Genomic DNA, 23,044 nt, shown 5'->3' with positions numbered 1-23,044 from the left:
TCGGGCGTCCAGTGGTGGACCCGGCCGAACCTACCCGCCCGCCTCGCGGTTCTGTCAACACCCGTGCGACCTGGGGCGTCTTCGGGAACGGCCAGGTCAGGGGCGGGACGCCCGGAGAGGGACCGGGCGGGGCGGCGGCCCGGCGGGAAGCGCGCCGCGCCGCCAGATCACTCGTGTGGGCGCACGTACACCGTCTCGCCGCCGACCACGGTCCGCAGACAGACCGGCAGGTCGGCGCCGGGGGTGAGGTCGGGCAGGCCGGGGGTGCCCGAGCGGGGGTCGGTCGACCAGCGGGCGACGCGGTCGTCCGGGGCCTGGACCAGGAGTTCCTCGGTACGCCACAGCGCGTAGTCGGCGGGGGCGCCGGGGACCAGGACGCCCGCGTCGTCGCGGCCGATCGCCCGCCAGCCGCCCCGGGTGTGGGCGGTGAAGGCGGCGCGGACGGAGACGCGGTGCTCGGGGGTGTGGTGGAAGGCGGCGGCGCGGACGGCCTCCCAGGGGGCGACCGGGGTGACGGGGCTGTCGGAGCCGAAGGCGAGCGGGATGCCGCTCCGGAGCATCGCGGCGAAGGGATTGAGGGTGCGGGCGCGTCCGGCGCCGAGCCGCTGGGCGTACATGCCGTCCTCGCCGCCCCACAGGGCGTCGAAGGCGGGCTGCACGGAGGCGGTCATGCCGAGCTCGGCGAGGGCGGTGAGGGTGTCCTCGGTGAGCATCTCGGCGTGCTCGACGCGGTGGCGGGCGGCCCGCACCCGGGCGAGGCCGGTCTTCTCGGCGGCGGCCCGCACCCCTTCGACCACGGTGGCGAGCGCGGCGTCCCCGATGGCGTGGAACCCGGCCTGGAACCCTGCCTCGGTGCAGGCGACGACGTGCGCGGTGACGGCGGCGGCGTCGAGGTGGGCGGTGCCGGTGTGGTCGGCGTCCGCGTAGGGGGCGTGCAGGCAGGCGGTGTGGGAGCCGAGGGCGCCGTCGACGAAGAGGTCGCCCGCGGCTCCGTGGGCGCCGAGGTCGCGGATGCGCTCGACGCCCGAGGCGCCGGTGACCAGCTCGCCCCAGTAGCCGGTGACGCGCGGCCCCGGCTCCTCGGCGGCGAGCCGCAGCAGGCCGGTGAGGTCGTCCTCGTCGCTGATCTCGGGCCCGGCGCACTCGTGGAGGGAGCCGACCCCCAGGGAGGCGGCCTCCCGCAGGGCGGCACGCTGCGCCTCGGCCCGCTGGACGGGGGTGACGGCGCCGAGCGCGGCGGCGCGTACGGCGTGGTGGGCGTCGCCGGTGAGCGGGGCGTCGGGGCGGTACCCGGCGCGGTCGCTGATGCCGGGGACCAGGTCGAGGAGGGCGGTGCTGACGACCGCCGAGTGGACGTCGATCCGGGAGAGGTAGAGGGGGCGGCCGCCCGCCGCCTCGTCCAGCTGGGCGCGACCGGGCGGGAACTGGCCGGGCCAGCGGGCGGCGTCCCAGCCGTGGCCGAGCAGCACCCGGTCGTGCGGGCGGGCCTCGGCGTGGGCGCGGACCAGGTCGAGGGCCTGCTCGACGGTGCGGGTGCCGGAGAGGTCGAGGCCGGTGCGGGCCAGGCCGGTGCTGGTGAGGTGGACGTGGGCGTCGGTGAAGGCCGGGGTGACCAGGGCGCCGTCCAGGTGCACGACCTCGTCCACGCCGTCGGCGAACGCGTCGGCGGCCCCCTCCGAGCCGACCCAGGCGACCTGGCCGCGCTCGACCACCATCGCGGTGGCGAACGGGTCGGCGGGGCTGTGCACCTCGCCGCCGCGCAGCAGCACGGTGCGGGTGGCGGCGGGTTCGGTGCGGGGCGCGGCGGTGCTGTCACTCATGGGGAACAGTCTCGCCCCTCGGGACGCGGCCCCGGCGCGCGGGGCACCTTCCCGCGCGCCGGGGGGCGCGGTCAGAGCTGCGGCGGACGCGCCTCGTACGGGGTGGAGAGGACGACGGTGGTGCGGGTGGAGACGCCGGCCAGGGAGCGGACCCGGGAGAGGAGGTCCTCCAGGGCGACGGGGGCGGTGACGCGGACCTTGAGGATGTAGTTCTCGTCGCCGGCGACGCTGTGGCAGGCCTCGATCTCCGGGACGCCCGCGAGGCGTTCGGCGATGTCGTCGGGGGCGCTGGGGTCGAAGGGTTTGACCGAGATGAAGGCGGTCAGCGGCAGCCCCACCGCCTCGGGGTCGACCACGGCGGCGTAGCCGCGGATCACCCCGCGCTGCTCCAGCCTGCGCACCCGCTGGTGCACGGCGGAGGTGGACAGGCCGGTGGCCTTGCCCAGGTCGGTGTAGCTCATCCGCCCGTCAGCGACGAGCAACTGCACGATCTGACGGTCCAGGTCCTCCATGGCGCAAGAACCTACAGGGCGCTCGCGGCGGTGCGCAGCCGAGGACCAGTGGGCGGACGAGGGGGTTCGACGGGTGGCCTACGGCGCGTCACCCGAGTGCGCGCGGGGGCTCGCGCGCCGACGGGGGCGCGAACCGTACGCCGTTCACGCCAGAGCGCGCCGGGCATGTGACCAACGCCACAGTCGCCTGGCCGTGTCCTCGGCGGCGAAGTGATTACCCGTCGATCTCTCAGGGAAGTGCTTGCTGTGGCCGAGGCCTCAGTCGCCTTGTCGGCCCACCCGAGGGGGAGAATCCCATGCAGAGTGCCAAGCGTTCCCATCGCGCTGCCCGCAGCAGGCAGCAGCCCGCCGTCGAGCTGGTGCCCGACCCGGTCGAGGAGTCCGAGGAGGAGCTCGACGCGTACGAGACCTTCGGGATGTTCCGCGTCGTGTGCCCCGACTGCGCGCAGCCCATCGCCCTCCTCGCCGACGAGGAGACGCTCCCCCAGCACGCCCTGTGCGCGACGCCGTGGGACCCGTTCGGGCTCACCGTCTGCTCCGGCACAGGCCGCCCTGCCGAGGAGGCGCTGCCCGCGGGCGAGGAGACGGCCCGTCACACCCAGGACGCCGCCGTGCTGCTGACGCTGGACTGGCGGACCCAGCCGTTCTCCCACGTGGGCGGCCCCGGCTCGCGGCCGATGGGCCTGCCCGGGATGCGCGGCCAGGCCGCCTGAGCCGCCGGAGTCCTCGCGGGCGGCGTCCGGCGCCGCCCGGCGCTCCCGCCCGCCGCCCCGGCCCCGCGGGAGAGGGCGGGCCGTCCCGAACGGCCGCTCACCCGTGACTCCTTGGCAGGGCGCGGCGTTCGCCTGGCATGACCTCTTCGCCCTCCGCGAGCGGACGGCGTCGGCATGCGCTCTCCGTGCCCGCGCCCCCTCCGGAAGAATCGGTTCCTCCTGCGGCCGACCCGCCCATCTACCGGGCGATGGTCCAGCAGTGGGCCCGCCACGGACGGACCCTGCCGGGCCGCCGCGACCCGGAGTGGTCCCGGCTGGCGGCGGCCCCGGTCCTCCGGTTCAGCGGCTCTCCGGCCCGGCCAGGTGACGGGCGATGACCATGCGCTGAATCTGGTTGGTGCCCTCGACGATCTGGAGCACCTTCGCCTCCCGCATCAGCCGCTCGACGGGGAAGTCGGCCGTGTAGCCGTAGCCGCCGAGCACCTGGACGGCGTCGGTGGTGACCTTCATGGCCGCGTCCGTGCAGAACAGCTTGGCCATGGCGGCCTGCCGGGAGAAGGGCAGCCCGGCGTCGCGCAGCCGCGCCGCCGAGAGGTAGAGCGCCCGTCCGGCCTCGACCTGGGTGGCCATGTCGGCGAGGAGGAACCGCAGCCCCTGGAAGTCGGCGATCGGGCGGCCGAACTGCCGCCTGCCGGAGGCGTACTCCAGCGCGGCGTCCAGCGCGGCCTGGGCCACGCCGGTGGCGCAGGCGGCGATGCCGAGGCGGCCGGAGTCGAGCGCGGCCAGCGCGACGGCGAAGCCCTGCCCCTCCTCGCCGAGGCGGCGGTCGTCGCCGATGCGGACCCCGTCCAGGTGTATCTGGGCGGTGGGTGAGCCCTTCATGCCCATCTTGCGCTCGGGGGCGGCCGCGCTCAGCCCGGCGGCGTCGCCCGGGACGAGGAAGGCGGTGATGCCGCGCGGGCCATTCTCGCCGGTTCGGGCCATCACCGTGTAGAAGTCGGCGATCCCGCCGTGGGTGATCCACGCCTTGGTTCCGTCGATCACCCACGCGTCGCCGTCCCGGCGGGCCCGGGTCCTCAGTGAGGCGGCGTCGGAGCCGGCGGCCGGCTCGGAGAGGCCGTAGGCGCCGAGGAGGCCACCTCCGGTCATCGCGGGCAGGTGGGCGGCGCGCTGCTGGTCGGTGCCGAAGGCGGCGAGGGCGTGGCAGGCGAGGGTGTGCACGCTGACCCCGAGGCCGACGGTGAGCCGGGCGGCGGCCAGCTCCTCCAGCACCTGGAGGTAGACCTCGTAGGGCTGGTCCCCCCCGCCGTACTCGACGGAGTAGGGCAGTCCGAGCAGTCCGGCCTCGGAGAGGCGGGTGAAGGTCTCGCGGGGGAAGCGGCCTGCCTCCTCCTCGTCGGCCACGGCCGGTGCGATGTCGCGGCGGACCATCTCGCGGACGAGCGAGATCAGGTCCCGGGCCTCGTCGGTGGGCAGTTGACGGTCCACCGCCTGCGGGGCGCGGTCGTTCATGGCGGGCGCTCTCCTCCGTGTCAGGGCGTGCCGGCGTCCGCGCGCGGGGTGTGGCGCCATCGCCGGTCTCGCTGCCCCAGCCGGCCAGCGGTCCGGGTCGCGGACCGTCGGCCCCTGTGCCGCTCCCCCAAGGGGCGCGCACCGGGCCTGACCAGCGGCTGTGGCGCGTTGAGTATGCCCGATCGGGGGCCTGGCGTCACGGGTCGGCGATCAGGACCATCCGTGGGGGCCATCACCCCGCATTGGCCTGGCGGGGACGTTCTTCTGGGAACTGAGCGGGGACACCGCCGGCGGTGAACTGATCAACGCGATCGACTGACAGCGACGCCCTGGGGGCGCGGCCCGGCGGCCCGCGCCCCCTTCGGTGTGCGGACCGGCGTCAGCGGATGCCGACGGAGGCGAGCGCGGCGCGCTGGGCGGCGCTCGGCTCGGCCGGGAAGTAGAGGTAGCAGACGCCGCCGGTGCCGGAGAGGACCCGGCCGTCGGCCGCGTACCGCTTGGTCCTCAGCCAGATGTTCGACCACTCCGTGCGGTCGTAGACCCGGCGGACCGCCTCGTTGCTCGGGGAGGCGGGGTCGTTGGCGACGATGTCGCCGGAGTCGGTGAAGCCGACGACGGCCATCAGGTGGCCGGAGGTGCCGTACCCCGCGCCCGTCAGCTCCTCGGCGAGGAAGGACTGCGAGGTGATGACCGGGATCCCGGCGGCGACCAGCCGGTGCAGGTCGGCCAGGGAGCCGAGCCGGGTGACGACGGCGCGCAGGTCGTCGTAGGTGGCGGCGTAGGCGGCGTTGAAGGGCCAGTTGCCGCAGCCCTCGTACTGGTAGTCGTAGGTGAAGCGGGCCGCGTGGCAGACCTGGGGGTCGTCGTAGTCGGGGTTGACCCAGGCGAGCTCCTCGGCGGTGGGGCGGCGGCCCCAGTACTCGATGATCATCTGCGAGGAGGTGGGGCTGCACCAGGCCTCGCCGCCGTTGTCGTACTCCGGGTACTGGCCGACGTGGGTGTTCTGCGAGTAGCGCGGCACGTCCAGTTCGTGGCCGCGGCCGGGGCTGGTCGCGGGGACGGTGAAGCGGTCGGGGACGTCGGAGGCCATGGCTCCGGCCCGCCAGACGGTGGGCGTGGCGCCGCTGCCCGGGGTGCGGTAGAGCGTCAGGCGCAGGCGGTACGCGACGATCCGGGTGCCGGAGGCGGCGTCGTCGACCGAGACGGTGTCGGTCCAGACGCTGCTGCGGTCGTCGCCCTGGTCGTCCACCGAGGTCCGCCGGATGTCCTGGTCGCCCGAGGCCCAGCGGCCGAGGACGTACCAGGGGGTGCGGGCGCCGTCCGCGTAGACGCCTTCCGCCTCGACCTGGAGCCAGGTCCCGGCGGGGGTGCGGGCGTTCCAGGAGGCGATCAGCTCGGTGGCGGGGACCATGCTGCGGTGCAGCGGGGAGGTCCAGGTGGCGTACTCCCAGGGGGCCGTGGTCCCGGTGTGCGGGTCGGCGTACTCGGCGACGCCCGCCGGGGCGGCGATGCGGATGCCGGGTCGGGACCCGTCGACGACGCGGATTCCGGAGGCGCGGCCCTGGCGCCACTGAGCGGCGGTGCTCCAGAACTGGTTGTCGACGGTGGCGGGCTCCCGCCGTCCGGCGGCCGAGGGGCGCGGCAGCGGGCCGGAGGCGGCGGCGGGACCGGCGGCCGCGGTGGCGGCCACGGCGGCGGCGGCCGTCAGCAGGGCCCTGCGGGGGAGTTCGGATCGGGTCATGGGAAGGTCCCCCAGTCGACGTCGGATCAGCACGAGAGGCACGGCAGGTGCACGACAAGTGCCCACTATGGCCGGTGCCCCAACCCTTCTGCCAGTGTTCCCGGCTGCCAGGGGTGGACCAATATTGGCCTGAACCACTGGCGCCACGGCCACGCCGCGCGGGCCCGCGACCGCGGCCCACCCGGGCGGCGGGGCGGGGCGGGCTCCGTCCATGGGGCCCGCGCAGGGGCGGGGGCCCCGGGGCCACCGCACCGGGCCGGACCGTCCACCACACCGCACGGGACGCCGGTCCGGGACCGGTGCCGCCCACCGGGCTGCCGCGCGGCAGCCGGACGCCCCGACCACCCGCGACCGGACCAGGACGAAGCCCCGGTCGCCGCCGCGCCGGGTCCGGCCGCGCCTCCCCACCCGGGCCGCCGCCCGGAACCCCGCCCCCGTACCCTGGCGCGGTGCGACAGGATCCCGCCGATCAGCCCGGCCCGACCGGCCCACTCCCCCGTCTCGCCGCGGAAGTACGGGCCGCCCCGCCCTCGCTCGGCCCGGTCCGGCTCGTCGCCGTGGACGGGTACGCCGGGTCGGGCAAGACCACCTTCGCCGGGCGGCTGGCCGAGGCGCTCGACGGGGCGCCCGTCCTGCACCTGGACGACCTCGCCACCCACGAGGAGCCGTTCGCCTGGACGGTCCGGCTGCGCGAGCAGGTCCTCGCACCGCTCGCCAAGGGCGAGGACGCCCACTACCGGCCCTACGACTGGCCCCGCCGCGCCTTCGGCGCACCCCGGCCGCTGCCCGCGGCCCCGGTCGTACTGGTCGAGGGGGTGGGCGCGGGACGGCGCGCGGTGCGGCCGGTGCTGGCCCGGCTGCTGTGGATGGACGTCCCCGCCCGGACCGCCCGCCTGCGCGGCGAGGAGCGGGACGGGCCGGAGCTCGCCGCCTTCTGGCGCGGATGGGTCCGGGCCGAGCGGCTCCACTTCACCTCGGACCCCTCACGGCCCTTCGCCGACACGCTGGTGCGGCACGGCACGACTGAGCCGGCACTTCTTTCCGGACCTGGTCGCGACGGCGCCAACGCCGCTTTGGGTGACGGTAGGTGACGGGCCGTCGGCGCTGTGCCGATCTTGACTGAGGGCCCGTCAGCCCGGCCCCGCAGCCGCTTGACCGGGGCCCCGTACAGGTCATACGTTCTGCGGGAGCGGTCCGAGCGGGACCGCTCCCCTGACACGAAGCCCCCGGTTGTTCCCCCGTGACCGGGGGCTTCGTTCTGCCCGCCCCGCCGGTTCGTGCCGCTTTGCGCACCCGACCGCTCACCCACGGTCACCAGGCGCCCCGCGCATTCCCTCCCGGCACACGTCCGCGGGGCGGCCCTGTCCCCTTCGGCCACCCCCCTCCCACAGGTACGATGCCCCTCGGTGCGACCTCGGACGGCTCGCCGTCCAGCGGGCAACGACCGTGCAAGGCAAGGCGGTTGACTGGAGGAGCGGTCGTCCGCCGGAGGCCCGGCGGGACACCAGGGGGCAGTTTGTGGGGGACGTGATGGACTTCGGCACGCAGGGCTCTCGGGCCCCGGCCGACCTCGCCTGGCTGCGGGGGGTCGACGCCTACACGATGGGCGCGTATCCGCAGGCCGAGGAGGAGTTCCGGGAAGCGGTCCGGCTGGACCCCCGGATGGCCGACGGGTGGCTGGGGCTGCATGCCCTGCGCGTCGACACCACCACCGCGCTGCTGCACATGTACGAGCACCGCGACCGCTTCGGCGAACAGCGCGCGCGGCACCGGCGCACCCTCAACTCCTGGTACTGGCTCGGCTGGTGGGTCCAGCCCGTGCTGGAGAGCAGCCGGGACCTGCTGCTCGCGCACGCCTCGCACTGGCTGGACGGGCGCCACGTGCCGGAGCTGGACCGGGCGCTGGCGGGGCTGCCGCCGGTCGAGACCGACCCCCAGGTGCGCTTCCTGCACGCCTGCCGCGCCTACCTGGTCAAGGACTGGGAGCAGCTGGTCCGGCACACCGACCCGCTGCGCGACGATCCGCTGCTGGGCATCGAGTCGGGCCTCTTCGGCGGCATGGCCCGGGTGCGGCTGGAGATGTTCGGGCACGCCGAACCGCTGCTCTCGGCGGCGCTGATGCGCTGTCGCAGCGAGCAGCCGCAGCGCAAGGAGCTGCGGTACTGGCTGGCCCGCGCCCACGAGGGCACCGGCCGGTCGGCGGCGGCGCTGCCGCTCTACCGGGCGGTGCACCGGGTGGACCCTGCCTTCATGGACACCGCGGCCCGGCTGGCGGCCATCACCGAGGGGGACGGGTTCGCCGACCTGGCCGACGCGGTCGACCTCTCCACGGTGGCCGTGGCGCAGGGCGCGGAGGCGCCCGAGCAGGCGGAGCCGGGGTTCGGCACCGACCCGGGCGGCCGCGAGCTGCGGACGGAGACGGCCCCGGACCAGGTGGCCGTGCCCGTCCCGCCGGACGCCGCGCGCGAGAAGGCGGCCTCCTCCCGGCGGGCGGGCGGTACATGGCTGCCGACCGGCTCGGCCGACCCGGTGGCGCTGGAGCAGGCGCTCGCCGAGCTGGAGCGGATGGTGGGGCTGGAGCCGGTGAAACGCCAGGTCAAGGCCTTGTCGGCGCAGCTCAACATGGCGCGGCTGCGGGCCGGCCAGGGGCTGCCCGTACGGCCGCCCAAGCGCCATTTCGTCTTCTCCGGGCCCTCCGGCACCGGCAAGACCACGGTGGCCCGCATCCTGGGCCGGGTCTTCTACGCGCTGGGGCTGCTCGGCGGCGACCACCTGGTGGAGGCCCAGCGTTCCGACCTGGTCGGCGAGTACCTGGGCCAGACCGCCGTGAAGGCCAACGAGCTGATCGACTCGGCGCTCGGCGGGGTCCTCTTCGTGGACGAGGCGTACAGCCTCTCCAACGGCGCCTACGGCCGCGGCGACGCCTACGGGGACGAGGCGCTCCAGGTGCTGCTGAAGCGGGCCGAGGACAACCGGGACCGCCTCGTGGTGATCCTGGCCGGATACCCGGAGGGCATGGACCAACTACTGACCGCCAACCCGGGGCTGGGGTCGCGCTTCACCACCCGGGTCGACTTCCCCTCGTACCGGCCCGCCGAACTGACCGCGATCGGCGGGGTGCTGGCGGCGGAGAACGGCGACGGCTGGGACGAGGAGGCGCTGGAGGAGCTGCGCTCCATCAGCGGGCACGTGGTCGAGCAGGGCTGGATCGACGAGCTGGGCAACGGCCGCTTCCTGCGCACCCTGTACGAGAAGAGCTGCGCCTACCGGGATCTGCGGCTGACCGCCTTCCCGCACGCGCCCGGCCGTGAGGACCTGGCCACCCTGCGGCTGCCCGACCTGATGCAGGCGTACGGCGAGGTGCTGTCGGGGCGGGGACCGCAGAACCCGCCGCCGCTCTGAGGCGACGGCGGGCTGCGGGGCTGGGGGCGGGCTCAGCCGCCGGGGGGCGGCTCGCCGGCGTGCCGGTCCACCAGGGCCCGCAGGACGCGGGCGTCGCGGACGGCGGCGGCGCGGCCGTTGCCCGGCTGGATGCCGAGGACGGGCAGGCTGGTGCCGTCGCTCAGGTCGAGGAAGACCCAGGCGTCACCGGTGCGGAGGTTGACCCGGACGATCTCCGCCCAGGCCAGCCGCCGGACCCGGGTGATGTTGACGACGGTCAGCCCCTCCTCGTCGGCCCGCACGCGGGGCCTGGCCAGCAGGACGAGGATGCCCGCGAGCAGGACGGCGGTGAAGACGAAGCTGGTCTTCTCGGCGGGGCTGAGGCTGTCCAGGAGCAGCGCGACGGCGCTGACCACGACGAACAGCGCGACGGCGGCGGCGACCAGCACCGCCCGGGTCCGGGCCGGCCGGAAGGCGACCGGCAGGGCGGGGAGTTCTGGGATGCCGTTCTCGGTGCTCATGGGCTGGCTCCGGGGATCCGTGGTGCCGGGGCGCTTCTCAGAGCCGGCAGGCGTGGATGGCGGTGGTGAGGATGGCGCGTGCGCCCAGCTCGTACAGGTCGTCCATGATCCGCTGCGCGTCCTTGGCGGGGACCATGGCGCGGACCGCGACCCAGCCCTCGTTGTGCAGCGGGGAGACGGTGGGCGACTCCAGGCCGGGGGTGAGGGCGACTGCCTGCTCCAGGTGCTCGGCGCGGCAGTCGTAGTCCATCATCACGTAGGCCCGGGCGACCAGGACGCCCTGGAGGCGGCGGAGGAACTGCTGCACCTTGGACTCGGCGGCGTCCTCGGCGCCGGCGCCGGTGCGGCGGATGACGACCGCCTCGGAGTGCATGATCGGCTCGCCGAAGACCTCGAGACCGGCGTTGCGCAGGGAGGTGCCGGTCTCCACCACGTCGGCGATGACCTGGGCCACGCCGAGCTCGATGGCGGTCTCCACGGCGCCGTCGAGGTGGACGACGGAGGCGTCGACCCCGCGCTCCGCCAGGTGGCGCGCGACGATGCCCTCGTAGGAGGTGGCGACGGTGCGCCCCTTGAGGTCGTCGGCGGACTCGGCGGTGCCGGGCCGGGCGGCGAAGCGGAAGGTGGAGCGGGCGAAGCCGAGCGGGAGGATCTCCTCCGCGTCGGCGCCGGAGTCCACCAGCAGGTCGCGGCCGGTGATGCCGATGTCGAGGCGGCCGGCGCTCACGTAGATGGCGATGTCGCGGGGGCGCAGGTAGAAGAACTCGACCTCGTTGACCGGGTCGACCAGGACGAGTTCCTTGGACTCCTTGCGCTGCTGGTAGCCGGCCTCATGGAGGATCGCCGACGCAGGTCCGGAGAGGGAACCCTTGTTGGGGACGGCGATGCGCAGCATGAGGTCGGACCCTTCGTGCAGGAAAGTGCGGTACGGGAGTGGGGGTGGTGCCGGGGGGCGCGGGGTGGGGCGCTCAGAGGTGGGCATACACGTCGTCGAGGGAGATGCCGCGGGCGACCATCATCACCTGTACGTGGTACAGGAGCTGGGAGATCTCCTCGGCGGCGGCTTCCTTGCCCTCGTACTCGGCGGCCATCCACACCTCGGCGGCCTCTTCGACGACCTTCTTGCCGATGGCATGCACGCCCTTGTCCACCAGTTCGGCGGTGCGGGAGGTGCTGGGGTCGCCGTGCGCGGCCTTCTGCTGGAGCTCGGTGAAGAGCTCCTCGAACGTCTTCTTGGACATGGTGTGCCCCACCCTACGCGGTCCCCGGGAGCGGTCAGCGCCAGGGTTCGGCGACGGTCCGCAGCGCGGCGGCGGTGGCCACGGCGGCGGTGACGGCCTCGTGCCCCTTGTCCTCGTGGGAGCCCGCGATGCCCGCCCGGTCCAGCGCCTGCTCCTCGGTGTCGCAGGTGAGCACGCCGAAGCCGACGGGGACGCCGGTGTCGACGGAGACCTGGGTGAGGCCCTGCGTGACCCCCTGGCACACGTACTCGAAGTGGGGCGTGCCGCCGCGGATGACGACACCGAGGGCGACGATCGCGTCGTACCCGCGGGAGGCCAGCACCTTGGCGACGACGGGGAGTTCGAAGCTGCCGGGGACCCTCAGCAGGGTGGGCTCGCTGATGCCCAGCTCGCCCAGGGCGCGCAGGGCGCCGTCGACCAGGCCGTCCATGACCTGCTCGTGCCACTGGGCGGCGATCACCGCGACCCGCAGGTCCTGGCAGTTCTTCACACTCAGTTCAGGGGCGCCCTTGCCGCTCACTCGCTTCTCCTCGCGGTCGCAGTGGATGGATCGTGGTGGGTGTCTGGGGGTACGTGCGCTGGGTGCACGGGGTGCCGTGCGGGCCGCTCCGGGAGGGCCCGCCCGGTCACTGGTTGCCGCAGGAGCCGGTGGGGGCCGGCGGGCGGCCTTCGAGCCACGGCAGGTCGTGGCCCATCCGGTCGCGCTTGGTGCGCAGGTAGCGCAGGTTGTGCTCGCCCGCCTGCACCGGCAGCGGTTCGCGGCCGGTGACCCGCAGGCCGTGCCGGATCAGCGCGGCCGACTTGTCCGGGTTGTTGGTGAGCAGGCGCAGGCTGCGCACGCCGAGGTCGGTGAGGATCTGCGCGCCGGCCGCGTAGTCGCGGGCGTCGGCGGGCAGGCCCAGCTCGGTGTTGGCGTCCAGGGTGTCGCGGCCGAGTTCCTGCAGTTCGTAGGCGCGGAGCTTGGAGAGCAGGCCGATGCCGCGTCCCTCGTGGCCGCGGAGGTAGACGACGACACCCCGGCCGTCCTCGACCACGCGGTCCATGGACTTCTGGAGCTGGGGGCCGCAGTCGCAGCGCAGCGAGTGGAAGATGTCGCCGGTCAGGCACTCGGAGTGGAGCCGGACCAGGATGTCCTCGCCGTCGCCGAGGTCGCCGTGGACGAGGGCGACGTGTTCGACGCCGTCCACCGTCGAGCGGAAACCGTAGGCGGTGAAGTCCCCCGAGGCGGTGGGCAGGCGGACGGTGGCCTCGCGGCGGACGGTCGGCTCGCTGCTGCGCCGGTAGGCGATCAGGTCCTCGATGGAGATGATCGACAGGCCGTGCTTGCGGGCGAAGGGGATCAGCTCGGGCAGGCGCAGCATGGTGCCGTCCTCGCCCGCGATCTCCACGATGGCCCCGGCGGGACGCAGTCCGGCGAGCCGGGCCAGGTCGACGGCGGCCTCGGTGTGGCCGGGCCGGACCAGGACGCCGCCGGGCTTGGCACGCAGCGGGAAGACGTGGCCGGGGCGGACCAGGTCGCCGGGGGCGGTCGCGGTGTGGGCGAGCAGCCGCAAGGTGGTGGCGCGGTCGGCGGCGGAGATGCCGGTGGTGACGCCGTGGGCGGCGCCGCCGTCGACCGAGACGGTGAAGGCGGTCTGCATGGACTCGGTGTTGGCCGCGACCATCTGGGGCAGGTCGAGGCGGTCCAGGTCCGGGCCCTCCAGGGGCGCGCAGATCAGCCCGCGGCACTCGCTCATCATGAAGGCGACGACCTCGGGGGTGGCCTTCTCGGCGGCGATGACCAGGTCGCCCTCGTTCTCGCGATCCTCGTCGTCCACCACGACGACGGGCCGTCCGGCGGCGATGTCGGCGACGGCCTGCTCGACCGGGTCGAGGAGGAGCCGCTTTTCGCCGGTCCCGGCGAGGCCGGCGGGGTTGTGGCTGTCGTGGCCAGCACTCATGCCGGTGCTCCTTCCAGCGCGGCGGCGGTGGCGCGGGAGCGCTGCCACCAGTCGCGCATGCCCCACAGGACGAGGGCGAGGTAGATCACGTAGACCAGGCCGGAGAAGGCCAGGCCGCTGCTGAAGGCGAGGGGGACGCCGACGATGTCGACGAGGAGCCAGGCGAACCAGAACTCGACCAGTCCGCGGGCCTGGGCGACCATCGCGGCGAGGGTGCCGACGAAGATGTACGCGTCCGGCCACGGGTTCCAGGAGAGGGTCGGGACGGCAGTGAAGAGCAGGCCGACCGCGAGGGTCCCGGCGGCCGTCCCGGCGAGCAGCAGGCCGCGCTCGCGCCAGGTGGCGAAGCGGACCGCGATGGAGCCGTCCTGGGCCTGCTGCCTGCCCCGGGTCCACTGCCGCCAGCCCCACAGGGCGACGCCGATGACCAGGAGCTGCTTGCCGACGCCGCCGCTGAGCTGGGCCGAGGCGTAGGCGCCGACGAGGATCAGGCCGGAGAGGAACTGGGCGGGCCAGGTCCATATGGAGCGGCGCCAGCCGAGGGCGAGGGCGGCCAGGCCGACGGTGTTACCGACCATGTCGGACCAGATGACGTGCTGGCCGAAGGCGGTGAACGCCTCGGTGTTGAGCCAGTCGAAGGCGCTCACCGGGCCTCCTCCCCGGACGCGGTGGGGGCGGGGGCGGCGCGGTGGCCGAGCATCCGCTCGACGTACTTGGCGATGACGTCGACCTCCAGGTTGACCGGGTCGCCGGGCTGCTTGTGGCCGAGGGTGGTGAGGGCGAGGGTGGTCGGGATGAGGCTGATGGTGAAGTGCGCCTCGCCCGCCTCGACCACGGTCAGGCTCACGCCGTCCACCGTGATGGAGCCCTTCTCCACGACGTACCGCGCGAGGTGGGCGGGGAGGGAGACGGTGACCAGTTCCCAGTGCTCGGAGGGGTCGCGGGCGGTGAGGGTGCCGACGCCGTCGACGTGGCCCTGGACGAGGTGGCCGCCGAGGCGGCCGCCGACGGCGGTGGGGCGTTCGAGGTTGACGCGGGAGCCGGGGGCCAGCGCGCCGAGGCTGGAGCGGGTGAGGGTCTCGGCCATGACGTCGGCGGTGAAGGAGTCGGTGTCGTGGTCGACCACGGTCAGGCAGACGCCGTTGACGGCGATGGAGTCGCCGTGCCGGGCGCCTTGGGTGACGACCGGACCGCGCAGCCGGAAGCGGGCGGCGTCACCGAGGTGTTCGACGGCGGTGACTTCCCCGAGTTCTTCGACGATTCCGGTGAACACTCAGTGCTCCTTCGTGAGGGGGGTGGCGGGGACGGCGGTGATCCGCAGGTCGGGTCCGATGCGGCGGGCGTCGGTGATGTCGAGTCGCAACGCGTCGGCGATGGTGGTGATTCCGCCGCCGGTCAGCGCCTGCGGCCCGGCGCCGAGGAGCGCGGGCGCCAGGTAGCCGACGACCCGGTCGACGGCCCCGGCGGCGACGAAGGCCCCGGCGAGGCGCGCCCCGCCCTCCAGCAGGACGGAGCGGACGGAGCGGGCGTGCAGGGCGGCGAGGAGCGCGGTGAGGTCGAGCCCGCCGTCGGCGCGCGGCAGGCGCAGGAGTTCGGCGTGGGGATGGCCTTCGAGATGCCGGGTGCCGGCGTCGTCGGCCACCGCGATCAGGGTGGGGGCGGCGCCGTCCAGGACGCGGGCGCCGGGGCGTACGGCGGTGGCGTCGCTGTCCAGGACGATCCGCAGGGGCTGTACGGGGGCGGGGGCGTCCGGTGCCGGGGCGGAGAGCCGGGCGGCGAGATGCGGGTCGTCGGCGCGGGCGGTGCCGGAGCCGACCAGGACCGCGTCGGCCTCGGCGCGCAGCCGGTGGACGTCGGCGCGGGCCTCGGCGGAGGTGATCCAGCGGCTGGTGCCGTCGGCGGCGGCGGTGCGGCCGTCGAGGGTGGCCGCGTACTTCCAGGTGACGTGCGGGCGGCCGCGCCGCACCGAGGTGAGCCAGGCGGCGTTGACCTGCTCGGCCTCCTCGGCGAGGAGCCCCGCGACGGTCTCGACGCCCGCGGCGCGCAGGGTGGCGGCGCCGCCCTCGGCCTGCGGGTCCGGGTCGGCGACGGCGTGGAGGACGCGGCGAACCCCGGCGTCGAGGAGGGCCTGCGCGCAGGGGCCGGTGCGGCCGGTGTGGTTGCAGGGTTCGAGGGTGACGACGGCGGTGCCGCCGCGGGCGCGGTCGCCGGCCTCGCGCAGGGCGTGGATCTCGGCGTGCGGGCCGCCGGCCTGGCGGTGCCAGCCTTCGCCCACCTGCTCGCCGCGGGCGTCGAGGACGACGCAGCCGACGACGGGGTTGGGGCTGGTGGTGCCGAGACCGCGTGCGGCGAGTACGAGGGCACGGCGCATGGCGGCGCGTTCCCGCTCGTTCGCCTGGGGGGTGGCCACCCGGGTCCTCCTGCCTCTTCGGGCACGGACTCCGGGGCCTGTCGATGACGACAGCGACACGGACGACGGCACGCACGACGCCGGAAGGAACCGTCCCGTGGGAGTTCTCCCGCGGAAACGGCCGACGGCGGCACGTCCTCGCCCGCCGCGCACTGCCTCCCATCCGGACTTTCACCGTCGGCCCAGGAATTCCACCTGGTCAACCGCCCACTGGATGCGGACGGGTCGCGGACTGTTACCGCCGGTTCGGAATTACACCGACCCCGGAGTGCGCTGCTTGACTACTCCCATCAGTGTGCCACGCCGGTCAAGGGGCGTCGTCCGCCTGTGGTCCGACTCACAGGAGCGGCGACCGGCGCGCGAGCCGTCCCCGGTGGTGCCAGGCTGGCAACCATGACGACGATTCTGGTCACGGGCGGGACGGGAACCCTGGGGCGCCCCTTGGTGGCGCGGCTGCGCGACCAAGGTCAGGACGTACGGGTGCTGAGCCGGCGCGATCCGCACCATCCGGTCGACCTGCGCAAGGGCGAGGGGCTGGACGCGGCGCTGGCCGGGGTGGGGACCGTGGTGCACTGCGCCTCCTCCCCCATGGGCGGCGACCTGGAGGCGGCCGGGAACCTGCTGGCGGCCGCGCGCCGGGCGGGGGTGGAGCACCTGGTGTACATCTCGATCGTCGGGGTGGACCAGGTCCCGTACCCGTACTACCGCGTGAAGCACCAGGTCGAGCGGTTGGTCGAGGACTCGGGGCTGGGGTGGACGGTGCTGCGGGCCACCCAGTTCCACCACCTGGTGCGGTCGGTGCTGCGGGCGCTGGGGCGGCTGCCGGTGATGCCTCTGCCGAAGGGGCTCCAGGACCAGCCGGTCGCGGTGGAGGAGGTGGCGGGCCGGCTCGCCGAGCTGGCGCTCGGGGCTCCGGCGGGGCGGGTGCCGGACATGGGCGGGCCTGAGGTGCGGGATCTGCCGTCGCTGGCCGAGGCCTGGGCGGCTGCCTCCGGCAAGGGGCGGCGGATGGTGGGGGTGCCCCTGGTCGGGCGGACCTATCGGGCGTTTCGGGGTGGGGGGCATCTGGCTCCCGGTGGGGCTGTGGGGACGGTGACCTTTGAGGAGTTCCTGGCCGAGCAGGGGGCTTGAGGCCGGCGCCTCGGGGTGGGCCTGGCTCGGTGCCGCCCGGGGGTGCGGTCGCTGATTGGCCTCAAGCGCCGGCCGGGCCGTCGTGGGCGTCCTGTCCGTCTTGACCGTGCCGGTCACTGACTGGCCTCAAGCGCCGGCCGGGCTCGGGGTGGGTACGGATCGCCTTGCCGTGGCGGTCGCTGACCGGCAGTGGACGCCGGCCGGGCTCTGGGGTGGGTGCGGTTCGTCTTGAGCGTGCCGGTCCAAGACGGCCTCAAGCGCCGGCCGCGCTTGGGGGTTCGCGGTTCGTCCGCCGGGCGGCGCGGGCCAGGCCGTCACCCAGCATGGTTTCGTTCCATGGGTGTGGCCGGTGGGTGGTCCGTGGCGACAGGGACTGGCGTGGCCTCTATGCCTGGCCTGTCGAGAAGAGGGCGTCTCTTGCGCCTTCCTGGGCGGTGAGCAGGGCTCCGGCGAGGACTGCTCCGCCGCCGAGGTGGCTGGCGCGGACGTCGGTGCGTAGGGGGGAGAGGGCGGCCAGGCGTTTGCCTACACGGGAGGCGAGGGGTTCGCCGCCCGCTTCGCCGGTTTCGCCCGCGAGGACGACGCAACCGGGGTCGAGGACGGCGGCGACGGCGGCGGCGCCCAGGGCGATGCGGTCGGCCAGGGCGTCCAGGAAGGCCTCTCCGGCGGCGCCCGCGTCGAAGGCGGCTCGCACGGCGGTGGCGGAGGCGGGTTCCTCGCGGCCGTCGGCCTCGTCGGCCGGACGGCCGACGGGCAGGCCGTGACGGCGGGCCAGGTCGTGGACGGCGGCGGAGCCGGCCAGGGAGTGGAAGCCGCCGCCGCAGTCGGTGGCGGAGGGGAGTGAGGAGGTCTGCGGGACGGGGAGGAAGCCGAGCTCCCCGGCGCCTCCCCCGGCGCCGCGTCGCAGGACGCCGTCGAGGACCACGGCCGCGCCGACGGCATGGCCGAGCCAGAGCAGCACGAAGGTGTCGTGGTCCTGGGCCGCGCCGTGGCGGCGTTCGGCGACGGCGGCGAGGTTGGTCTCGTTCTCGACCAGAACGCGGGCGGTGCGGTGGCCCTGGAGGGCCCGGACCAGGCGGCGGTGCCAGCCCGGCAGCCCGCTGGAGTCGCGCAGTTCGCCGGTGGCGGGGTCGACCAGGCCGGGCGCGCCGACGCAGAGGCTGTGCAGGTGGTCGACGCCCGCCTCGTCCAGGGTGGCGTCGAGAAGGCTGACGGCGCGTTCCACGGCGGGCACGGTGCCGAGGTCGCCGTCGATGGGCAGCCGTGCCTCGGCGAGCGGGGTGCCGAGCAGGTCGGTGACGACGAGGGCGAGGCCGCTGGTCCGTACGTCGAGGGCGGCGAGGTGGGCCCGCTCGGCGACCAGGCCGTAGAGGCGGGCGTTGGGTCCGCGCCGGTCGGCACCGCTCTCCCCCACGACCCGGATCAGTCCGGCGTCGGTGAGGCGGTCGACCAGGTCCGCGACGGTGGGCCGGGAGAGGCCGGTCAGCTCCTTGAGTCGGGTCGCGGTGAGCGGGCCCTCGCGCAGGAGGTGGTCGAGGGCGAGCCGGTCGTTGATGACCCGGGCGGTGCGCGGTGAGGCGGGCATACCGCGATCCTTCCAGAAAGCAGATATCTATCAGGAAGGGTCCCTGATAGTTTACCGCCCGGCATGGCAACCCGGCCGTCCGGGCGGGCCCGTGCCGCGGTCGGCGCTGCCCGTCTCCCGTACTGCTGCAGGGGGTTGACGGACGGGGCGACGGCCACCGGTATCCAGGGGAGGAACACCGATGACAGCGGACGCGGACGGTCCGGTGAAGGGCGGCGGGGTGCGGCGGGCGCGGTACGCCGTCGCCGCCGTCTTCTGCGCGCACGGCGCGGTGACGGGGAGCTTCGCGACCCGGGTGCCGTGGATCCAGGAGCACGCCGGGATCAGCGCGGGCCAGCTCGGCCTGGCCCTCGCCTTCCCCGCGGTCGGCGCCGCGCTGGCGATGCCGCTGGCCGGGTCGGTGAGCCACCGCTTCGGCTCCCGGGCCGCCCTGCGCGGCCTGGTCGCCCTGTGGACGCTCTCCCTGATCCTGCCCGCCCTCGCCCCCGACCTGCTGACGCTCTGCATGGCGCTCTTCGTCTACGGGGCGAGCGCCGGCATGTCGGACATGACGATGAACGCGCTCGGGGTGGAGGTCGAGAACCGGATGGGCCGGTCGGTGATGTCGGGCCTGCACGGTATGTGGAGCGTGGGCGCGCTGCTCGGCTCGGCGGCCGGGACCGTCGCCGCCCATCTGCACGTCGACGCGCGGCTGCACCACACCGCCGCCGCCCTGGTGCTGACGGTGGTCGCGGTCGCGGTCTGCCAGGGCGCGCCGGACGTGCGCAGCGCGCCCGACGAGACGCCGCCGCCCCGGTTCGCCCTGCCGCCGAGGTCCGCGCTGCTGATCGGCGCGGTGGGCTTCTGCGCGGTCTTCGCGGAGGGCGCGGCGATGGACTGGTCCGGCGTCTACCTGCGCGACGTGCTCGGCGGATCGCCGGGGATCGCGGCTGCCTCCACCACGGCGTTCGCGCTGACCATGGCGGTGGCGCGGCTCAGTGGCGACCGCATCGTGGACCGGTTCGGGGCGGTCGGGACGGTACGCGTGGGCGGCTGCCTGGCCACCGCGGGCGGGCTCCTCGTGGTGGCCTCCACCGGCACGGCGGCGGCGCTGGCCGGTTTCGGGCTGATCGGCCTGGGCGTGGCCGTGGTGGTGCCGCTGGCCTTCGCGGCCGCGGCCCGCAGCGGTCCGCGCCCGGCGCAGGCCATCGCGGGCGTCGCCACCATCACGTACACCTCGGGGCTGATCGCCCCCTCGGCGATCGGCGCGGTGGCCGACGTCTCCTCGCTGGTCATGTCGTTCGGGCTGGTGACGGCGCTCGCCTTCGGCCTGGTGGTGGGCGCGGGGGTGCTGCGGACCCGCGCGCGGGGCCCGGTGCCCGAGGGGGACGCTACGACCGCAGCAGCGGACGCGCCGCGCCCTTGAACTCCTCGCTCCACAGCGCGGGGCGCATCGTGGCCGGGTCCAGCCGGACCAGGACGCGGTGGCCTCGCGCGTGGGTGGCGGTGCCGTCGGCGGAGCAGAGGCGGAAGCCGTAGGTGAGGCCGGTGCGGCCGAGCCGCTCCAGCCAGAGGTGGACGGCGTAGGGCCCGGGGCGGGTGACGGGCGCCTCGTAGGTGATGTGGAACTCCTTCACCGCGTTGCAGGCGTCGCCCGCGGCGTGCCAGTCCCCGGCGTACGTGTGGCCGCGCTCGGCCCAGTGGGCACTCCAGGCCCGTTCGACGAGGAGCGGGTAGCGGGCGTTGTGGAGCAGACCGAGGGCGTCCAGGTCGTCGAAGTGGACCTCGACGGGGACGAGGACACCGGATGCCTCGGGGGCGGTGGGCGCGTCGGCGAGCGGGGCGGCGGTCACAGGCGGTCTCCTGATGAGGGCGGGAGGCGGGGCGGGGAGGCGGGAGAGCCGCGGCGAGTCGGCCGCAGGGCTGGCAAGGCTGCCCGGATGACCGAAAAGTGACTCACTCGCGAGGGTGGCCGATGTCGGACAGTGGTCTTCGCCGAACTCTCCGCCCACCACCCTAAGCAACCGCTCAGCACACGCGTGCGGCCACCCCCGTCCCGGGTGGCACCGTGCTTCCGGCCTGTCCTGGCACGAACCGACCCCCGGGCGGCATTACCATGTGGCTGATATTTTCTCCGGCACCCACGCCGGTGGGCCGGATCGCTGCGACGCAATCCCTCTGTGTTTCAGCCAGGTTTCGGCCACCTCAGCGGACTTCTCGCGCGATCAACAAGGAGCGACCATGGGCCTCGGCGTGCGCTGGACCTTGCACGGCGACGGACGGACACCCGCACCGGGGGCCGTGGTACGCCCCGACGAGCGGCTGAGCTGGCCCCGGACGGCGGGCCTCGGCGCCCAGCACGTCGTGGCCATGTTCGGCGCCTCGTTCGTGGCGCCCGTCCTGATGGGGCTCGACCCCAACCTCGCGATCATGATGTCGGGTGTCGCCACCATGATCTTCCTGCTGGCGACGCGCGGGAAGGTGCCCAGCTATCTGGGCTGCTCCCTGTCCTTCGTCGGCGTGGCGGCGGCGATCCGGGCGAGCGGCGGCGACAGCGCCACCGTCACCGGCGCGGTGCTGGTCGTGGCGGCGGTCCTCTTCCTCTCGGGCCTCGCGGTCCGCAAGTTCGGCGCGCGCGTCATCCACGCGGCGATGCCACCGGTGGTCACCGGTGCGGTCGTCATGCTGATCGGCTTCAACCTCGCCCCGGTGACGGCGACCACCTACTGGCCGCAGGACCAGTGGACGGCGCTGCTGGTGATGCTCTTCACCGGGCTGGCCGTGGTCTGCCTGCGCGGCTTCCTCTCGCGCATCGCGATCTTCCTCGGCCTGGTCTTCGGCTACGTGCTCTCCTGGGTCCTCGACCTCGTCCTCGGCAAGATCCACAGCCCCGACGGCGGCGCCGAGGCGGTCGACCACTGGCGCCTGGACCTGTCGGGCGTCTCCCAGGCCGACTGGATCGGCCTGCCCTCCTTCCACGCGCCGAGCTTCGAGTGGTCGGCGATCCTGGTGGCGCTGCCCGTGGTCATCGCGCTCATCGCGGAGAACGCCGGGCACGTCAAGGCGGTCGGTGAGATGACCGGCGACAACCTCGACGACAAGCTGGGCACCGCCATCTCGGCCGACGGCGCCGCCTCGATGCTCTCCACCGCGGTCGGCGGCCCGCCCAACACCACGTACTCCGAGAACATCGGCGTCATGGCGGCCACCCGCGTCTACTCCACCGCCGCCTACTGGGCCGCCGCCTGCTTCGCCCTGCTCTTCGGCCTCTGCCCGAAGTTCGGCGCGGTCGTCGCCGCGGTCCCCGGCGGCGTCCTCGGCGGCATCACCGTCATCCTGTACGGCATGATCGGCCTGCTCGGCGCGCAGATCTGGACCAACGCCAAGGTCGACCTGCGCAACCCGCTCAACCTGGTCCCGGCCGCCGCGGGCATCATCATCGGCGTCGGCGGCGTCAGCCTGAAGATCACCGACAACTTCGAGCTGGGCGGCATCGCGCTGGGCACCCTGGTGGTCATCACCGGCTACCACGTGCTGCGGGCCTTCGCCCCCGCCCACCTGAAGACCGACGGCCCGCTGCTCGACGCGGGCACCTCGGCGTACGACGAGAAGACCTCCCCCTCCGACGGCCAGGCGGACGGCAAGTAGCGCCCACCCGTACATACGTCCGGGAGCCCGGCGCCCCCCCGTGGGTGCCGGGCTCCGGCGTGTTCCGCGGCGGGCGGCGGCTCGGGGCGCTCCCCCGCCAGGCGGAGCCGGTGAAGCTCTGGGCGATGGCGGTGGCGTTCTGCACCGCCCAGGCGTACGCCTCCCGGGTGCCTCCGTCGGTGCCGTGCGGACGGCCCCGGTCGCGCAGCGGGGCCAGGACGGAGTCGGCCTGGCCGGCGTCGGCCTGCCGCTCGGCCGCGGTTCCGGCGAGGAGTCGGCGCACCATCCAGGGCCCGGCCTCGGCCTCGACGGCGGGCCCGACGCCTCCGAGATCGTCGCGGGCCTGCGCGGCCTCAACGGCGTGATCGCCTAGGACCCTGTCTGGACAAGGGCGTCCGACGCCTTCGGTGGCCGCAGTCGCAGGGGGTCGGTGAGCGGGTGACGGGCGCGTCCCGGCCGGGCCCTGCCCCGGCGACCGCCCGGGAGAGCCGTGAGTGTCAGCCCGTCGTCGCGGCCCGGTCGGAGGCGCTGCGCAGGACGCAGAACTCGTTGCCCTCGGGGTCGGCGAGGACGGCCCAGCCGGAACCGTCGAGGTTGCGGTGATCGCCGACGAAGGTGGCACCGAGGCCGAGCAGCCGCTCCACCTCCGCGTCGCGTGAGGTCTCGGGGCGGAGACAGAGGTGGAGGCGGTTCTTCACCGTCTTGGGCTCGGGGACCTGGTTGAAGTGCAGCACCGGCCCCTCCGTCGGCATCACCCGCACCTCCGGGTCGCCCGGCCCGTCCTCCGGATGGAGCGGACGGCCGGTCACCTCGCTCCAGAACCGCGCCAGTTCGTAGGCGTCCGCACAGTCGATCGCCACGTTCTGCAATACCGAGACCATGCGCCTGAGCTTCCCCGATCTCCGCGCGC

Annotated in this window: 22 protein-coding genes and 1 riboswitch; of the genes, 7 read left to right on the top strand and 15 right to left on the bottom strand. The window is 74.6% G+C overall.

The annotated features are described in order from the left end of the window. Positions 1-167 precede the first annotated feature (167 nt). Together ACFWMZ_RS08105 and ACFWMZ_RS08100 are read right to left on the bottom strand one after the other, a co-directional pair. Positions 168-1,820, bottom strand: coding sequence for an amidohydrolase (locus ACFWMZ_RS08105; protein ID WP_383175245.1), 1,653 nt, complete (start codon positions 1,818-1,820; stop codon positions 168-170). Positions 1,821-1,891: 71 nt separating this feature from the next. Further along, the gene (locus ACFWMZ_RS08100; protein WP_008407389.1) at positions 1,892-2,332 is read right to left on the bottom strand and encodes an Lrp/AsnC family transcriptional regulator; all 441 of its coding nucleotides are present in this window, start codon (positions 2,330-2,332) and stop codon (positions 1,892-1,894) included. 296 nt (positions 2,333-2,628) lie between these two features. Here ACFWMZ_RS08100 and ACFWMZ_RS08095 point away from each other — a divergent pair, with 296 nt between their 5' ends. Beyond that, the gene (locus tag ACFWMZ_RS08095) at positions 2,629-3,045 is read left to right on the top strand and encodes a hypothetical protein (protein ID WP_383200112.1); all 417 of its coding nucleotides are present in this window, start codon (positions 2,629-2,631) and stop codon (positions 3,043-3,045) included. Positions 3,046-3,384: 339 nt separating this feature from the next. Here ACFWMZ_RS08095 and ACFWMZ_RS08090 read toward each other — a convergent pair whose 3' ends face one another. Then, positions 3,385-4,557 (bottom strand): acyl-CoA dehydrogenase family protein, encoded by a 1,173-nt coding sequence (locus tag ACFWMZ_RS08090; protein WP_383175238.1) that lies wholly within the window; start codon positions 4,555-4,557, stop codon positions 3,385-3,387. 379 nt (positions 4,558-4,936) lie between these two features. Next, a complete protein-coding gene (locus tag ACFWMZ_RS08085; protein ID WP_383200109.1) occupies positions 4,937-6,298 on the bottom strand; it encodes a peptidase C39 family protein in 1,362 nt (453 codons plus the stop codon). A 449-nt stretch (positions 6,299-6,747) separates the two neighbouring features. On the opposite strand from ACFWMZ_RS08085, the gene ACFWMZ_RS08080 reads away from it, so the two are divergent. Continuing rightward, a complete protein-coding gene (locus tag ACFWMZ_RS08080; protein WP_383200107.1) occupies positions 6,748-7,389 on the top strand; it encodes a uridine kinase in 642 nt (213 codons plus the stop codon). A gap of 439 nt (positions 7,390-7,828) precedes the next feature. After that, positions 7,829-9,700, top strand: a complete 1,872-nt coding sequence (locus ACFWMZ_RS08075) for an AAA family ATPase (RefSeq protein ID WP_383175229.1) — start codon at positions 7,829-7,831, stop codon at positions 9,698-9,700. Between the two features lie 32 nt (positions 9,701-9,732). On the opposite strand, the gene ACFWMZ_RS08070 is transcribed toward ACFWMZ_RS08075, so the two are convergent. The 8 genes from ACFWMZ_RS08070 to ribD all read right to left on the bottom strand — a co-directional run bounded on the left by ACFWMZ_RS08070 (position 9,733) and on the right by ribD (position 15,791). Next, a complete protein-coding gene (locus tag ACFWMZ_RS08070; RefSeq protein WP_383175227.1) occupies positions 9,733-10,200 on the bottom strand; it encodes a PH domain-containing protein in 468 nt (155 codons plus the stop codon). 37 nt (positions 10,201-10,237) lie between these two features. Continuing rightward, positions 10,238-11,095, bottom strand: a complete 858-nt coding sequence (gene hisG, locus ACFWMZ_RS08065; protein WP_383175224.1) for an ATP phosphoribosyltransferase — start codon at positions 11,093-11,095, stop codon at positions 10,238-10,240. A gap of 73 nt (positions 11,096-11,168) precedes the next feature. Then, positions 11,169-11,441 carry a phosphoribosyl-ATP diphosphatase gene (locus ACFWMZ_RS08060; protein WP_383175221.1) on the bottom strand — a complete coding sequence of 91 codons (273 nt, stop codon included), beginning with the start codon at positions 11,439-11,441 and terminating at the stop codon, positions 11,169-11,171. Between the two features lie 34 nt (positions 11,442-11,475). Further along, the gene (gene ribH / locus ACFWMZ_RS08055) at positions 11,476-11,961 is read right to left on the bottom strand and encodes a 6,7-dimethyl-8-ribityllumazine synthase (RefSeq protein ID WP_383175218.1); all 486 of its coding nucleotides are present in this window, start codon (positions 11,959-11,961) and stop codon (positions 11,476-11,478) included. Positions 11,962-12,067: 106 nt separating this feature from the next. Continuing rightward, complete coding sequence (locus tag ACFWMZ_RS08050; protein WP_383200104.1) at positions 12,068-13,381, bottom strand: bifunctional 3,4-dihydroxy-2-butanone-4-phosphate synthase/GTP cyclohydrolase II; 1,314 nt, start codon at positions 13,379-13,381, stop codon at positions 12,068-12,070. After that, entirely contained in the window at positions 13,378-14,028 is a 651-nt protein-coding gene (locus ACFWMZ_RS08045) for a nicotinamide riboside transporter PnuC (RefSeq protein ID WP_383175212.1), read from the bottom strand. The genes ACFWMZ_RS08050 and ACFWMZ_RS08045 overlap by 4 nt, the downstream gene beginning before the upstream one ends. Further along, the gene (locus tag ACFWMZ_RS08040; protein WP_383200101.1) at positions 14,025-14,654 is read right to left on the bottom strand and encodes a riboflavin synthase; all 630 of its coding nucleotides are present in this window, start codon (positions 14,652-14,654) and stop codon (positions 14,025-14,027) included. Before ACFWMZ_RS08040 ends, ACFWMZ_RS08045 begins: the two co-directional genes overlap by 4 nt. Then, positions 14,655-15,791 (bottom strand): bifunctional diaminohydroxyphosphoribosylaminopyrimidine deaminase/5-amino-6-(5-phosphoribosylamino)uracil reductase RibD, encoded by a 1,137-nt coding sequence (ribD, locus tag ACFWMZ_RS08035; RefSeq protein ID WP_383175206.1) that lies wholly within the window; start codon positions 15,789-15,791, stop codon positions 14,655-14,657. Between the two features lie 145 nt (positions 15,792-15,936). Next, a riboswitch (FMN riboswitch) is annotated at positions 15,937-16,067 on the bottom strand. A gap of 117 nt (positions 16,068-16,184) precedes the next feature. On the opposite strand from ribD, the gene ACFWMZ_RS08030 reads away from it, so the two are divergent. Next, positions 16,185-16,922: an SDR family oxidoreductase gene (locus ACFWMZ_RS08030; RefSeq protein WP_383175203.1), complete on the top strand. Its 738-nt coding sequence runs from the start codon at positions 16,185-16,187 to the stop codon at positions 16,920-16,922. Positions 16,923-17,307: 385 nt separating this feature from the next. Here ACFWMZ_RS08030 and ACFWMZ_RS08025 read toward each other — a convergent pair whose 3' ends face one another. Further along, entirely contained in the window at positions 17,308-18,507 is a 1,200-nt protein-coding gene (locus ACFWMZ_RS08025) for an ROK family transcriptional regulator (RefSeq protein ID WP_383200097.1), read from the bottom strand. A gap of 181 nt (positions 18,508-18,688) precedes the next feature. Here ACFWMZ_RS08025 and ACFWMZ_RS08020 point away from each other — a divergent pair, with 181 nt between their 5' ends. Continuing rightward, positions 18,689-19,912 (top strand): MFS transporter, encoded by a 1,224-nt coding sequence (locus tag ACFWMZ_RS08020; RefSeq protein ID WP_383200095.1) that lies wholly within the window; start codon positions 18,689-18,691, stop codon positions 19,910-19,912. On the opposite strand, the gene ACFWMZ_RS08015 is transcribed toward ACFWMZ_RS08020, so the two are convergent. Continuing rightward, complete coding sequence (locus ACFWMZ_RS08015; RefSeq protein ID WP_383200092.1) at positions 19,878-20,339, bottom strand: acyl-CoA thioesterase; 462 nt, start codon at positions 20,337-20,339, stop codon at positions 19,878-19,880. The two genes, ACFWMZ_RS08020 and ACFWMZ_RS08015, sit on opposite strands and share 35 nt — an antisense overlap. 388 nt (positions 20,340-20,727) lie before the next feature. Between ACFWMZ_RS08015 and ACFWMZ_RS08010 the strand changes: the two genes are divergently transcribed. Both ACFWMZ_RS08010 and ACFWMZ_RS08005 read left to right on the top strand, forming a co-directional pair. Continuing rightward, complete coding sequence (locus ACFWMZ_RS08010) at positions 20,728-22,134, top strand: uracil-xanthine permease family protein (protein WP_383175191.1); 1,407 nt, start codon at positions 20,728-20,730, stop codon at positions 22,132-22,134. Positions 22,135-22,318: 184 nt separating this feature from the next. Beyond that, on the top strand, positions 22,319-22,507 hold the full coding sequence (locus tag ACFWMZ_RS08005; protein ID WP_383175188.1) for a hypothetical protein: 189 nt from the start codon (positions 22,319-22,321) through the stop codon (positions 22,505-22,507). Positions 22,508-22,631: 124 nt separating this feature from the next. Here the strand turns inward: ACFWMZ_RS08005 and ACFWMZ_RS08000 are convergent, their stop codons facing one another. Further along, on the bottom strand, positions 22,632-23,015 hold the full coding sequence (locus tag ACFWMZ_RS08000) for a VOC family protein (protein ID WP_383200089.1): 384 nt from the start codon (positions 23,013-23,015) through the stop codon (positions 22,632-22,634). Between the last annotated feature and the right edge of the window lie 29 nt (positions 23,016-23,044).

It is taken from the genome of Streptomyces sp. NPDC058373, from assembly GCF_042723275.1.
Lineage (GTDB): Bacteria > Actinomycetota > Actinomycetes > Streptomycetales > Streptomycetaceae > Streptomyces.
This window is presented reverse-complemented; position numbering and strand designations above follow the sequence as displayed.

What these genes read in the sequence shown, in the direction of transcription:
- ACFWMZ_RS08095 (WP_383200112.1), top strand. Translation starts at nt 2,629, where the DNA reads ATGCAGAGTGCCAAGCGTTCCCATCGCGCTGCCCGCAGCAGGCAGCAG.
- ACFWMZ_RS08070 (WP_383175227.1), bottom strand. Translation starts at nt 10,200, where the DNA reads ATGAGCACCGAGAACGGCATCCCAGAACTCCCCGCCCTGCCGGTCGCC.
- ACFWMZ_RS08000 (WP_383200089.1), bottom strand. Translation starts at nt 23,015, where the DNA reads ATGGTCTCGGTATTGCAGAACGTGGCGATCGACTGTGCGGACGCCTAC.
- ACFWMZ_RS08085 (WP_383200109.1), bottom strand. Translation starts at nt 6,298, where the DNA reads ATGACCCGATCCGAACTCCCCCGCAGGGCCCTGCTGACGGCCGCCGCC.
- ACFWMZ_RS08075 (WP_383175229.1), top strand. Translation starts at nt 7,829, where the DNA reads ATGGACTTCGGCACGCAGGGCTCTCGGGCCCCGGCCGACCTCGCCTGG.
- hisG (WP_383175224.1), bottom strand. Translation starts at nt 11,095, where the DNA reads ATGCTGCGCATCGCCGTCCCCAACAAGGGTTCCCTCTCCGGACCTGCG.
- ACFWMZ_RS08010 (WP_383175191.1), top strand. Translation starts at nt 20,728, where the DNA reads ATGGGCCTCGGCGTGCGCTGGACCTTGCACGGCGACGGACGGACACCC.
- ACFWMZ_RS08060 (WP_383175221.1), bottom strand. Translation starts at nt 11,441, where the DNA reads ATGTCCAAGAAGACGTTCGAGGAGCTCTTCACCGAGCTCCAGCAGAAG.
- ACFWMZ_RS08020 (WP_383200095.1), top strand. Translation starts at nt 18,689, where the DNA reads ATGACAGCGGACGCGGACGGTCCGGTGAAGGGCGGCGGGGTGCGGCGG.
- ACFWMZ_RS08090 (WP_383175238.1), bottom strand. Translation starts at nt 4,557, where the DNA reads ATGAACGACCGCGCCCCGCAGGCGGTGGACCGTCAACTGCCCACCGAC.
- ACFWMZ_RS08030 (WP_383175203.1), top strand. Translation starts at nt 16,185, where the DNA reads ATGACGACGATTCTGGTCACGGGCGGGACGGGAACCCTGGGGCGCCCC.
- ACFWMZ_RS08050 (WP_383200104.1), bottom strand. Translation starts at nt 13,381, where the DNA reads ATGAGTGCTGGCCACGACAGCCACAACCCCGCCGGCCTCGCCGGGACC.
- ACFWMZ_RS08025 (WP_383200097.1), bottom strand. Translation starts at nt 18,507, where the DNA reads ATGCCCGCCTCACCGCGCACCGCCCGGGTCATCAACGACCGGCTCGCC.
- ACFWMZ_RS08100 (WP_008407389.1), bottom strand. Translation starts at nt 2,332, where the DNA reads ATGGAGGACCTGGACCGTCAGATCGTGCAGTTGCTCGTCGCTGACGGG.
- ACFWMZ_RS08105 (WP_383175245.1), bottom strand. Translation starts at nt 1,820, where the DNA reads ATGAGTGACAGCACCGCCGCGCCCCGCACCGAACCCGCCGCCACCCGC.